Origin of the sequence: Streptomyces sp. RPA4-2, assembly GCF_012273515.2 — a bacterium.
Lineage (GTDB): Bacteria > Actinomycetota > Actinomycetes > Streptomycetales > Streptomycetaceae > Streptomyces > Streptomyces kaempferi.
Genome location: NZ_CP050975.2, coordinates 8,872,530 through 8,884,940 on the forward strand (window position 1 = coordinate 8,872,530; position 12,411 = coordinate 8,884,940).

10 protein-coding genes and 3 pseudogenes are annotated in these 12,411 nt (G+C 67.1%); 6 read left to right on the forward strand and 7 right to left on the reverse strand.

Annotation, left to right across the window (positions count from 1 at the left end; all coding sequences use genetic code 11):
- Position 1: 1 nt before the first annotated feature.
- Both HEP85_RS39040 and HEP85_RS39045 read right to left on the reverse strand, forming a co-directional pair.
- Positions 2-1,237, reverse strand: a pseudogene (locus HEP85_RS39040) (IS256 family transposase).
- 3 nt (positions 1,238-1,240) lie between these two features.
- Positions 1,241-2,391 (reverse strand): annotated as a pseudogene (locus HEP85_RS39045) (Cmx/CmrA family chloramphenicol efflux MFS transporter).
- A 305-nt stretch (positions 2,392-2,696) separates the two neighbouring features.
- Between HEP85_RS39045 and HEP85_RS39050 the strand changes: the two are divergent.
- Positions 2,697-3,584: a helix-turn-helix transcriptional regulator gene (locus HEP85_RS39050; RefSeq protein WP_168532077.1), complete on the forward strand. Its 888-nt coding sequence runs from the start codon at positions 2,697-2,699 to the stop codon at positions 3,582-3,584.
- Positions 3,585-4,059: 475 nt separating this feature from the next.
- Here the strand turns inward: HEP85_RS39050 and HEP85_RS39055 are convergent, their stop codons facing one another.
- A complete protein-coding gene (locus HEP85_RS39055; RefSeq protein ID WP_168532078.1) occupies positions 4,060-4,947 on the reverse strand; it encodes a helix-turn-helix transcriptional regulator in 888 nt (295 codons plus the stop codon).
- A 334-nt stretch (positions 4,948-5,281) separates the two neighbouring features.
- Between HEP85_RS39055 and HEP85_RS39060 the strand changes: the two genes are divergently transcribed.
- From HEP85_RS39060 to HEP85_RS39075, 4 genes and pseudogenes are all read left to right on the forward strand, one after another.
- Positions 5,282-6,190, forward strand: a complete 909-nt coding sequence (locus tag HEP85_RS39060) for an MBL fold metallo-hydrolase (protein WP_168532079.1) — start codon at positions 5,282-5,284, stop codon at positions 6,188-6,190.
- A 75-nt stretch (positions 6,191-6,265) separates the two neighbouring features.
- Entirely contained in the window at positions 6,266-6,874 is a 609-nt protein-coding gene (locus tag HEP85_RS39065) for a TIGR03086 family metal-binding protein (protein WP_168532080.1), read from the forward strand.
- A gap of 9 nt (positions 6,875-6,883) precedes the next feature.
- On the forward strand, positions 6,884-7,258 hold the full coding sequence (locus HEP85_RS39070) for a winged helix-turn-helix domain-containing protein (protein WP_248002300.1): 375 nt from the start codon (positions 6,884-6,886) through the stop codon (positions 7,256-7,258).
- Positions 7,230-7,853: pseudogene (locus tag HEP85_RS39075) on the forward strand (transposase). Before HEP85_RS39070 ends, HEP85_RS39075 begins: the two are co-directional and overlap by 29 nt.
- Positions 7,854-7,896: 43 nt before the next feature.
- Here HEP85_RS39075 and HEP85_RS39080 read toward each other — a convergent pair.
- Together HEP85_RS39080 and HEP85_RS39085 are read right to left on the reverse strand one after the other, a co-directional pair.
- Positions 7,897-8,373, reverse strand: a complete 477-nt coding sequence (locus tag HEP85_RS39080; protein WP_168532081.1) for a GNAT family N-acetyltransferase — start codon at positions 8,371-8,373, stop codon at positions 7,897-7,899.
- 470 nt (positions 8,374-8,843) lie between these two features.
- Entirely contained in the window at positions 8,844-9,284 is a 441-nt protein-coding gene (locus HEP85_RS39085) for a ricin-type beta-trefoil lectin domain protein (protein WP_329293385.1), read from the reverse strand.
- Between the two features lie 1,440 nt (positions 9,285-10,724).
- On the opposite strand from HEP85_RS39085, the gene HEP85_RS39090 reads away from it, so the two are divergent.
- The gene (locus tag HEP85_RS39090; RefSeq protein WP_168532083.1) at positions 10,725-11,090 is read left to right on the forward strand and encodes a DUF6300 family protein; all 366 of its coding nucleotides are present in this window, start codon (positions 10,725-10,727) and stop codon (positions 11,088-11,090) included.
- A 449-nt stretch (positions 11,091-11,539) separates the two neighbouring features.
- On the opposite strand, the gene HEP85_RS39095 is transcribed toward HEP85_RS39090, so the two are convergent.
- Entirely contained in the window at positions 11,540-11,926 is a 387-nt protein-coding gene (locus HEP85_RS39095; protein WP_211118147.1) for a fic family toxin-antitoxin system, toxin component, read from the reverse strand.
- 116 nt (positions 11,927-12,042) lie between these two features.
- Complete coding sequence (locus HEP85_RS39100; protein WP_168532084.1) at positions 12,043-12,399, reverse strand: hypothetical protein; 357 nt, start codon at positions 12,397-12,399, stop codon at positions 12,043-12,045.
- Between the last annotated feature and the right edge of the window lie 12 nt (positions 12,400-12,411).

The following is a 12,411-nucleotide window of genomic DNA, read 5'->3' on the forward strand; positions in this document are numbered from 1 at the left end:
ATCAAGGCTTGGCCCAGGTGGCCTGCTCCTGCCGCTCGTCCAGGACGCCCTTCTCGATCCCGGCGCCTGCCCGGGTCAGCGCGACCAGGTGGACACCGGTGATCGCCCGCCATCGGGCTTGAGCGGACTCGACAATTCCCAGGTCAGAACCCGCAATACAGCCGCCGTGCTTGCCGCAGTCCGCGACCTGATCCGCAGCACGCTCGAACTCGCCGAATACGTCTACACCGCACGCGGACGCCGAGCCCACACCGAACGCCACCGCGTCCTCGCCCTCTACGGCATCACATGATCAACCAGACATCCGAGGCAAACGCCGGGGTCCTGGGATCCAGTGCTCGGCGGGGAAGTCGTAGAACGCCAGCAACTGCTCTTGGTAGTCGGTGATCTTCTTGACGGCCTTGGGGAGCTTCGCGCCGCAGAGCTTCTCGAACGTCTTGACCGCCGCCGCGGCGTGGTCACGGTCCTCGGTGTTGTAGATGTCCTGGATCGCTTTCTTCGCTCCGGGCTGCGCGGACTTCGGCATGGAGTCAAGGACGTTGGCCGTTTTATGAACCCAGTACCGCTGCTCGCGGGTGACGGGGAACACCTCGGCCAGGGCCTTCCAGAAGCCAAGAGCGCCGTCACCGACCGCCAAGACGGGGGCGCGCATGTCCCGGCGGGCGCAGTCGCGCATCAAGTCGGCCCATGATTCCGCCGATTCGCGGTAGCCGTCGGCCAGGGCGACCAGTTCCTCGGAACCGTCGGCGCGGACCCCGATGAGGACCAGGACGCGGGCTTTGCCCTCCTGTAGGCGGATGTTGAGGTGGATGCCGTCGGCCCGCACTTACACGTAGTCGACTTGGGACAGGTCACGGTCCATGAAGGCGGCGTGGTCGGCATGCCACTGCTGGGTGAGCCGGCTGACCGAGGCCGGCGAGAGCCCGGCCACGCTGCCCAGGAACTGCTCCAAGGCCGGGACGAAATCCCTGGAGGAGAGACCATGCAGGTAGGGCAGCGGCAGCAACTTGCTGATCTTCGGGGACTTGCGGTACCACGGCGGCAGGATCGCCGAGCTGAACCGCTTGCGCTCGCCGGTTTTGGCATCGACGCGCTTGTCGTTCACCCGCGGGGCCTTCACCTCGACCGCCCCGGCCGCGGTGGTGACCTTCCTGGGCTGGTGGTAACCGTTGCGCACCTCAAGCCGTCGGCGGATGTCGTCGCGCTGGTCGGCCGGCTCCGTTGGTTTCGGTCGCAGTTGTCAGGAGGCAGCGGGAGCGTGCTCCAGCTCGGAGACGGTTGTGGGCTCCTCGGTTCCTGCTTCGTGGCGTCGGGTGAGGTGGCGGTCCAGCAGAACGCTGCCCACGTGGGCGACCCCGAAGGCCGCGCCGATCCAGGCCGTACCCGCCAGCCCCAGTCCCGTGTTGATCACGAGGCCGGATGCCAGGGGGGCGACGGCGATGCCGACGTTGAAGGCGGCGATGTTCACGGCGCCGCCGAGCGTCCTGGTCTCTCCGAGAATGGAGAAGACTCTGGCGTTGACTGCGGGGGTGACTCCGAAGTTGGCGGCGCCCAGGAGTACAACCAGCGAGATCGTGACCCAGGCTACATGTGCGGTCACTGCGAGTGCCGCCGCGGTGACGATGAAGGCGGCCATGCCCACCAGCAGGAGTGTGAAGGGGGCGCGGTCGGCTACGCGTCCTCCGATGGTCAGGCCGATGAACGCGCCGACGCCGTAGAGTCCGAGCACGAGGGGTACCAGGCCTGTGCTGAGGCCGGTGACGTCCTCCAGCAGGGCTCCGAGGTAGGAGAAGATCGCGAATTGGGCGGCCACGGTCAGTGCGGTGGTGGCGTAGGCGACCCAGAGCCGCGGCTGCATCAGCGAGCGTACTTCCGTGGCCAGACGCGGCTGTGCCGTTGTCGTGTCCCGGCCGCCGGGCAGGGCGATGAGCAGTACGCTCGTGGACAGAGCGGTCATCGCGGCTACGGCCCAGAAGGCGGCTTCCCAGCCGCGTGCTGTGCGAGCAGGGTGCCGCCCGGGACACCGATGATCGTGGCCACGCTCAGTCCCGAGACGACCACTCCCATGGCCCGGCCCTGCTTGTCGGCGTCCACCAGCGAGATGGCCGCGACCGAGGCCATGGCCCAGAATCCGGCATATGCCACGGCCGACAGCACCCGCATGACCAGCAGGAATCCGAAGTGCGGGACGAGGGCGGCGCCGACGTGGGTCGCGATGAAGACGAGCTGGAAGCCGACCAGCGCGGCACGGCGCGGCATCTTCAGGGTCACCAGGCTCATCAGCGGTGCTCCGACGAGCATGCCGATGGCGAAGGCGGACACCAGCATGCCAGCGGAGGTGAGGGGGATGTCGAGGTCCTGGGCGATGGAGGGCAGCACGCCGGAGAGCATGAATTCCGAGGTGCCCTGGGCGGAGATGCCCAGCCCAAGGACGTAGATCACAAAGGGCGTGATTCATCTGCTTCGTGTGAGGAACGAGGGATAACCGGGTGCTGCGCTCGGCCGTGCGCGGCCCTTTCTCAGAAAGGGCCCGTTGCCGGCGAGGGCCACCTGTGGAGGCGGCGTTGCGTCCCGGTTCGCGTCCAGCATCCCGCCCGGGACAGGCGTGCGGACGCCTCGCGCGCGTCCTGCTGAACCTAGGTCTGGCTGGTCCACTCACCGGCCCGTCATGCCGCTGTAGTGGTATCACTGGATGTATGGATCAAAGCGACGAGCTCGGTGACTTCCTGCGCTCGCGGCGCGCCCGTCTGCGTCCCGAGGACGCGGGGGCGGCTTTCAGCGGCGGCGCGCGCCGGGTCCCGGGACTGCGCCGTGAAGAGGTCGCGCACCTGGCCGGGGTGAGCACGGACTACTACGCCCGTCTCGAACAGGGCCGGCACCCCCACGTCTCGGAGACGGTGCTGGAGGCGGTCGCCCGCGCGCTGCGCCTGGACGACACCGAACGCGGCTACCTCTTCGAACTCGCCCGACCCAAGTCCCCCAGCCCGGAACGGCGCCGTCCGGCCCCGCTGCCGCGCGTGCGTCCGGCGATCCACCAGATGCTGGACGTCCTCAACGCTGTCTCGCCAGCCCTGGTCCTCAACCACCGCAGCGACGTCCTGGCAGTTAACCATCTTGCCAAGGCGCTGATCACGGACTTCGACGCACTGCCGCACCGCGACCGCAACCTCGCCCGATTCATCCTGCTCCAGCCCGCCGCCCGTGACCTCTACCAGGACTGGGACCGGGTCGCGGAGGCGTTCGTCGCCAGTCTTCGTCTGGCTGCCGGACGTCATCCCGACGACCGCCTGCTGAACGAATTCGTGGGGGAGCTGTCCATCAAGGTTCCCGAGTTCTCCACCTGGTGGGCCGGCCACCGCGTGGACCAGTGCGCCCACGGCACCCGGCTCCTCGTTCACCCCGTGGTCGGCGAACTCACCCTCTCCTACGAGATTCTGGCCCTGCCCGCCGACCCTGACCTGAGTATCTGCCTCTACACCGCGGAACCTGGTTCGGCCTCTGCGGAGACGCTCAGCATGCTCGCCAGCTGGAGTGCCCCGACGGGCCTACGAGGGCGCAGCTCCTCCGAGGCACCCTCAAGTTGACTCCCAAAGGTCGTCCGTAATTTCGGCTTCCGTGTGACCTGCGGCAGCAGTCCTGCCGCTGCCGCGATGTGTTGTGCCCTCGTCTGCGCGGTCCCGGGCGATGGCCGGCTCCTCTGCGGACTCCCAGGACCGCGCATGGAGACAGGTGTTCTGTACATTCCGGCGTCGAGGCCGTTCGCCACTGACGGGATATTCGAGACTCGATCCGATGATCAGGCCGACGCCCGTAACGGGGAGCCTGCGGGCCACGTTGCAGTGTCTTCGACTGCGTCCCGGTAGAACACCTCGTGCATGTCACGGCTCACATATGCGATGTGCGGGTCAGCACTGCGTCGATGAAATGGCGCTGGAATCGCTGCCGCGAGTTCAGTGCCGCATGACCTCGGCGGCCGTCGGCCCTCCTCCGAAGGGAGTCTGGATGAGCGTGGACGTCATGGTCTCAAGTCCTCGTCACTGATCGGCCGCCTGTTCCTCATCAGCCGTACGGTGCCTGGGAGGGGGCGGCCTCGTGTGTGTTCGTCGGTGTGGTCCAGCTGGCGAGCAGGCGGAGTGTTTCCGCGGAGGCGGAGCCGGGTTCGGTGGTGTAGAGCACGATGCTCTGGTCAGGGTCGGCGGGCAGAGCCAGCGTTTCGTAGGAGAGGGTGAGCTCGCCGACCACGGGGTGAAAAAGGCGTTGGGTGCCGTGGGCGCACTGGTCCACGCGGTGGCCGGCCCACCAGGTGGAGAACTCGGGAACCTTGATGGACAGCTCCCCGACGAGTTCGTTCAGCAGGCGGTCGTCGGGATGGCGTCCGGAGGCCAGGCGCAGACTGGCGACGAAGGTCTCCGCCACCCGGTCCCAGTCCTGATAGAGGTCACGGGCGCCGGGGTGGAGCAGGATGAATCGGGCGAGGTTGCGGTCGCGGTGCGGCAGTGCGTCGAAGTCGGCGATCAGCGCCTTGGCCAGATCGTTAGCCCCCAGGACGTCGCTGCGGTGGTTGATGACGACGGCCGGTGAGACGTCGTTCAGGACGTCCAGCACCTGGTGGATCGGCTGCCGCATGCGTGGTGCGCGGGCGGGACGGCTCCGGTGGCGTCCGGCTTCCCTGGGTCGGGCGAGTTCGAAGAGGTAGCCGCGTTCGGTGTCGTCCAGGCGCAGCGCGCGGGCGACCGCCTCCAGCACCGTCTCCGAGACGTGGGGGTGCCGGCCCTGTTCGAGACGGGCGTAGTAGTCCGTGCTCACCCCGGCCAGGTGCGCGACCTCTTCACGGCGCAGTCCCGGGACCCGGCGCGCGCCGCCGCTGAAAGCCGCCCCCGCGTCCTCGGGACGCAGACGGGCCCGCCGCGAGCGCAGGAAGTCACCCAGTTCGCCGTCGTCGTTCATGCGGCCAGTGTGCTCCCCGTAGCGGCGTGACGGGCCGGTGAAGGTGGACCAGCCAGACCTAGGTTCAGCAAGGCGCCCTTGGAGCGTCCGCACCCGCGCAAAGCAGGTCATGCTGACTGAAAAGCGACGGCCTTCTCCGGCGAGGAAGCCACAGGACCTCCCTGCACCGGGGCTGGGGAAAGGAGCGGCTGTCCTGCACCAGCCCGCTGTCGCCTCGAAGACCGCGCTGCCGCAGGCGCCAGGCCCGAGCCGGCCCTCACGCGGCCCCTGAGAACCCCACCACGAGACACCCCTCCGCCCCAGCCCTGGGGCGGGCCACCCAAAGGAGATCACCATGACCGAGTTCGCGCCTGTACCCGACTTCGCCCTGGGCCCGGACATCCCGGAGTCCGGGTACGTCGTCCAGGACCTGGGCGGCGGTGCCCACTTCGTCACCCAGGGGATGATCAACACGATGTTCGTGGAGACGAAGAACGGTGTCGTCCTCGTGGACGCCTCACCGTTCCTGGGGGACAAACTGCTGAAGGCGATCGAGTCGGTCACCCCCAAGCCGGTCACCCACCTGATCTACAGCCACGCGCACGCCGACCACATCGGGGCAGCTCACCTGCTGAAGCGGGACGGCATGAAGATCATCTCGCATGAGATCACCGGCGAGTTCATCAAGGAGGTCAAGAACGACGACCGGCGTCCCCTGCCCACCGAGACCTTCAGTGGCCGACGCAAGGAGATGGACATCGACGGGGTGCGGTTCGTCCTCGACTACACGGGAGACTGGCACCAGGCCGGCAACCTGTTCATCCACCTGCCGGAGCTGAAGCTCATGGGAGCGATGGACAGCTTCACTCCGAAGAACGCGCCGTTCTTCCGCCTGTACTTCTCCGCGCACGTGCCCGCGTACTTCGACGCCATGGACCAGTTGCTGGAGTACGACTACGAGACCATCGTCACCGGCCATATGGCCCTGCCCGGTACGCCCGAGGACGTGGCGACGAACCGGGAGTACATCCGGGACCTGCGCGCCGCCGCTTCCGAAGCACTGCGCACGGTCGACATGAAGGAAGCGTCGGCCGCCGCCAAGGTGCCGGCCAACAACAAGCAGGCGGAAATCAAGGTCTGGATGGATGCGGTCACCGCCCGCGCGGTCGAACTCATGCCGTCCTGGGAAAAGCGCCTGGGAGGAACCGACATCTTCCTCACCGACAACCTCAACGCCACCGCGTGGAGCGCCTTCATCGACTAGGACGACGCCCTACGAATGAGGGGCGAACCTCGGCGATTGCGTTCGTCGCAGTCGACTTCGCAGAAGGGATGCCGCATGCTGCCGACGACGAGGGCGGAACAGTTGGCACAGAGCATCGATCTGGTCGTGGACGCCGTACGCGGTGCACCGGTCGACCAGTATCACAACCCGACGCCGTGTTCGGCGTGGACGGTGAAAGACCTCGTCAATCACATCGCCATGATGCTGCTGATGACGAGAGACGCGGGCACCCGCACTGCATCGGATCCGGGCCTGCTGACCGCGAACCCGGTGCCCCTCCTCGCCGGGCGACCGGAGTCCGAGTGGACGTTGCTCCTGGCCGGCAGAGCGGAACCGGCGGCCGAGGCCTGGTCCGAGCCGGCAGCGTGGGAGGGCGAGGCCGGTCTCGGCGGACCGCCCATGCCCGCGACCGCGCTCGGCGGGATCCTGATCGCCGAATTCACCGTCCACGCCTGGGACACGGCAGCAGCCACCGGACAACGGCGCATCATTCCGGCGGCCTTGGCCGAAGCCACGTTCGCGACATACTGGCGTGAGGCACCCCGCATGCGCAGTCTCGGCCTTCTGGGTGACGAAATACCCCAAGACACAGACGCACCCGTGCTCGACCGCGCACTGGCCCTCACTGGCAGAAACCCCCGATGGACACCTACGGCGCATTAGGGACCTGAGGTGGCTCGGCGGCTGCGGGTGAGCCGGAAGTCGGCCTACCAGTGGCACCAGATGTGGAAGGAAGCAGGGGCGGCGGCGCTGGTCTCCCGCGGGCCCGGCGGGCAGCGCAACAAGCTCTCGCCGTACTGCCTGAACAAGCTGGCCGAGTACCTCGACCAGGGCCCGGCCGCGCACGGCTGGGTGGAGGACCAAACGTGGACCGCTGCCCGGGTGGCCACGCTGATCGGCCAGAAGTTCCACGTCTCCTACAGAGTCTCCGGGGCCACCCGCCTCATGCACCGCCTCGGGTTCAGCCCGCAGATGCCGGTACGGCGGGTGGCCGAGCGCGACGAGCAGGCCGTGGAGCGTGGAAGGAGGCGACCTGGGCGGAGGTAAAAGAGCACGGGCGGCCTGCGGAGGATGGATTTGCTTCGAGAACGAAGCAGAGTTCACGGGCCCGCCGCCCCGAGGACGGACCTGGGGTCGGCGCGGCGTCACCCCAGTGGTGACGGTCAGCGGCCGCCGCTCCGGACGCCTGTCCGTCGCCGGACTCATCGCGATACGGCCCGGGTCCAGGACCCAACTGTGCCACCGACTGCGGGTGCACCGCGATGGCAAGAACGAGCGCCGCAGCATGGGCGAGCGCGACTACATCCGGCTGATCGACGGCGTGCACCAGCTGGTCAAGGCGCCCATCGTGCTGGTGTGGGACCGGTTGAACACCCACGTCTCCCGCGCGATGCGCAAGATGATCGACGAGCGGGACTGGCTGACGGTGTTCCTGCTGCCGGCCTACTTGCCGGAGCTGAACCCGGTCGAAGGACTGTGGGCCCACGTCAAGCGCAGCCTGGCCAATCTCGCCTCGGTGGCCCTCGACAGACTCGAGGCCCTCGTCCGCAACCGGCTCAAACGCTTGCAGTAGCGCCCCGCCGTCCTCAACGGCTTTCTCGCCGGTACCGGACTCGCCCTCGACGCGCCACCGTCACCCTGAACTCCGATTTCGGAAATCGGGCTGCCCGAATCATGCTTCCGAGTCAGAGCAACTGATCCAGTCGCACATTCATGCGCCGAAAACCAGCGGTGTCGTAGAACGCACGAGCGCCTTCATTGAAGTCCCAGACTTCTGTGACCAGGCGCCGACACCCTGCCTCGCGTCCCACTTCACGCACTGCTTCGAGCAGCGCCGAGCCGACGCCCATGCCGCTGGCATCAGGGACTACCGCGATCTGGTCAAGAAGAATGACCAGGTCCGACCGGACCAGTGCACTGGAATCCCAGCTGACGACTCGAGCCTGGGCGTACCCAAGAGTTCTGCCGTCTGAGCTCTCGGCGACGAAGGCGGTGACTGCGGGGTCGGTCAGCCGGTCCAGGAAGAACGCCTCAAGGACGTCCTGCTCGGGCGAGCCGATGAACAAGTCAGGACGGTGTCCCGCATGCAACTCATGAACGATGCCGTTCAGGCTTGCAAGCACGGGAGCATCGTCGGAGGAGGCAGTTCGTATCTTGATCACGGCGACATCCTGGGCCGCCGCTCCAGTTGCTGTCACGCGGTTTTGGTCTGAGCGAGCGCCTACCGCTCGGCCCTTCAACAAATCTTCACCCCGAAGAGCCAACGTCAGTAAGCGTGGCGGCTCCGGACCCCATGCAAGCGAGCGCTTCCGGAAGTCGCACTCTGCTGATGCCGCCCGACATGACGGGCATGGTGTCCGCAGGGCCCAGGAACTCCGTGGCCGTTCATCCGGATGACATGTCCACCCTCCAGCTGATCGAGGCCTCAGACATCCACTGAGGGTGCTGCGGGCCACTCGGAACCGGAGGCCGCAACATGGCATGTGCCTGCGGGACACTCGTGGCCACCCTCGGTGCCGAAGTTGATGCGGTACCTCGCCTACCTGCCCGAGGGCCCGGTGATCGACTGGGCTGCCACCGACTCGCCGCCTGGGTCCGAAGGGTAGGCCGATTGGCGGTGCCTTGCAGGGAGTCAGGTGGTCTGCATCTCCCACTGCTGGGAGTTGCCGCCTGAGCACGGGACGAGTTTGACGAGGTGCTTGGCGTCCGCCCCTTCGCCGAGACAGGTTTTGGTCACGTTGTTGACCAGCTGGAACTCGACGGTCGTGGGGGCCAGGACCCACAGGGCTGCCGGGTCGCTGGACAGGCACGGCTTCATCGTGGCCGCACCGTTGCGGGCCACCAAGCAGAGTCGGTCGCCCGCGTTCTGCCGCATGGCGGAGAGCTGGAAGGCTTCGTTGTTGATTAGCCAGGTTTGGTAGCCGCTGCCGTTGCAGTCGGTCGCGTAGGGCCCGTAGTCGGCTCGGTAGTCCAGGCAGCGGCCCGTGGCCTTGTTCTTGAAGTGCACGTAGGCCGATGCCGCGTTCGCCGTCGTCGGACTCAGGCCCCACGCCAGCACAGCGGCCGTGCTCACCGCGATAACCCTCTTCAGCAACGCCGTCTCCCTCGACCTCGTCCGGTGCTCCCACTGACGCTGAACAGTAAAGCGCCTATGCCGGCCGCCGGGTGCGCCAATGGCGGATTTGGGGAGCTATTGGGTCAGCCTCTGCGTGTCGGGTCAGAAGGCAGTCAGGAGCCGGGCATGTGAACGGAACCCTGCCCAGCGGGGATCTATCGCGCGCGTAGCTCGTACGGGTTGATCTCCTCGTATCGATCGTCGGACTCGTCCCGACCGAAGCTCTCTTCCCAGCGTTCCGGCCAGTTCGCGGGGCCGCCAACCCGGAACCGGTCGTCGGCCCAACAGGGTTCGCCCACGCAGAAGCGTGCACCTGGGGTTGGTCGTCACCACTCCGACGGACGAACTGCTCGTCGTAGATCAGGATGTGACCCATGTCGTCGCGGTCCTCACGGACCGCCCTCCGGAAGTTCCGCAGGATTCAGCACGCGGTCGACTCCGCCCGATCGGCGTCGACGACCCGGACCGACGCCGCCAGCGTTGCCCGGAGCCCGCCGGCCGCTGAACGCCGTGCACGATGCCAGGCACGTCCTTGTGCGCGAAGGGCGTGCCCGGCACTCCGGCCTGACGGGTGGAACGGTGGGTACCGAGGTCCGACGCCGCCCTGACCGCTACGGCCTGCCTTTCTGGTCCGGCACTCTCCCCGTGGTGACGGACCAGGCCTCTTCACGTCAGGTTCAGTCGCCGCGTTCCATAGTCCGCTCGGCACAGTGCACTACGCCCGGAAGTCCGGTATCCGTATTGTCGTATGCACCCGGCTCGCTGACTGGACGGCGGGGCATGCGGTCCCGCGCTCCGTTCGCACGCCACGCGGGACCGCCCACCCTCTGCATCCAGACCCAGTCGCCAGCGCAGAGCGATCGATGGGCGGCGGGATGCGTCTGCGGCTGCACTCGCGGCATCGGCTTCAGGAACCCGAGAGCGAGGTGGACCGGGCGAGCGACGAGGAGGTCGTCGCGATGTTCCTGGCCTGTCGCTCGGCGGGGGACCGGCTGACCCTTCTCTTGCCGGCCCGGGTCGGTCTGCGACCGGGGCAAGTAGCGGATCTGCACCGCTGCGATGCTCATCTGATGCCCGATTCGAGGTCGTTGGGATGTGATGTTGAAGGCGCTCATGTGCACGTTGTGCGTCGGCAGAACGAGAACGGTGCCTGGTCGAAGTCGAAGAAGGCGTGGGCGATGCCGGTGGACTTCCTGGTGGTGCAGGCTTTCGACCTGTACGCGGTGGAGCGGCACGAGTGGCTGGGATCCGGCGGCAGCGACCACTGCTTGGTGAACCTGTTCCGCCCTCCCTGCGGGGCACCGATCACGACGGGAGCGATCGGCGAGTTGCTGGAGTCGCCGTCGCGTCGTGCTGGTCTGGGGCGGGTCCGTCACACCGCGGATGTGCCGGCACGGAATGGCCAGCAACGTCACAGACGCCGGTGGGTCCCTGGACGAGGTGCGGGCGCTGCTGGGTCAGAAGCACCCCGGCTCTCCCCGCCCGTATCTGCATCCTGCCACGGCCCGGTTGCGTGCGGCCGTTGACCAGGGCGGCACCGTCAGCGGCTTCAGAGAGTCCGTGCTGTGTCGAGTCTGCGATCGCGATGACTCGGCCGCCGCGCCGCTGATCGCCCTCTGTGAAGAGGATGGTTCCTTCCCTGCCGACAAACTCGATGTCTTCGGGCCACTTGCCGAGGTATGGGTTGAAGACCGCCGGAACACCGCCGTCGACGAGGGACTCCTCAACGAGCAGGAGCGGCTGTGGCGAAACGGTGAGCTCTAGCTTGCTAGCGCAAGCCCCTGCGGTCCAACGCATGCTGAAGGCACCGGGCGACGTACTTCGTCACTTACCCGGGGGCGGCAGTGCTTGCTCTCGAATCGGCTCCCGCAACGTTCGCGACGAACCGTACCCAACGGTCACATGGTGTGACGGGCGCCTGGTACTCACAGGGCTGCTTGGCCTGACAGCGACAGCTTTGTGCTGCCTGTTGTTGTGGCGGACGAGCAACCCATGAAGCGGCGTGCCGGACGAGATCCCGGCCGGCCGCCCCGAACCGAAAGGCTCCCCGCCGCCGCCCCGCGCCATGAGCCAGCCGCGCGTGACCGAACACCGCTCCGGGCAGCCGCGCAGCACGGCCCACCCGGCTCCAGCCCTTGACGCCGAATCCCTCAGCGCTCAGTACAGCGACTCACGGCGCGGTTCTGGTGGGTGCGGATCCCGCACGAGACGGGTCAGAGAACACTCCACGCCCGCAACTGGCGACCAATCAGCCCGACGCCCATGGTCCCGGAGGCGGCCTCTGCTACCAGAGAGACCGCCTCTTTGGGCAGGTAGTCGAGGAGACACCCATTCAGGGTCAGGTAAGCCTCTGCGGAATGCCAGGCGAAGGCCTCGTTGGAGTGCTCCAGACACGGCAATTTCACCAGCGTCTGGAGCAGCGCGGCCGCCTTGAGATACAGCGAGCCGTAGACATCACGCTCCATGGCTCGGGCAATGACCCGGGCGACTGCTGCGTAGAGCGGCCCGTAGTCGTCAACCTGCGGATCACCAGGCAGCAATTGTGCGGCATGCAGCAAGAACGCCACCTCAAGAGGCTGGAGCGGTTCGTTCAGCGTCACGCGGTGTGGCTCCATCGCCACCGCAACCACCACCGTCGACACGTAAATTGAGAAACGGCTGATGCCTACCGTGCACGAGCTCGTTAGGAAAGCACCGAAACACGCGCGAGATCACCTCAGTCCTGTGCGTCACCCTTTTCGAAATGCAGCGCCAGCGCGCGCAGGATGTCAGCAGTCGACACATCCGCTGCGCCGTCGTCGTGCGCCTCAGCGAGAGTGACGAACGCCAGGGCGAATGCGGCTGCCATCTGCTCGATGGCCGGTGACCACTCGCGCTTGACGGCCATGGTCACGTCGCGGACGGTCGCGTCTGGAGCGAACGCCAGCTTCGGCATCAGCTCCGTCAGGAGCGAGGAGATCATCCCGGATGCCGGTTCGGCGCCCTGCTCCTGGCCTTCGCGGACCAGTCGCCGTCTCTCGAGGGCTTCCGTCAGTACGGCAACGACTCCCTGCATTACCTCGCGGTGCTCCATGTGCGGCAGCCT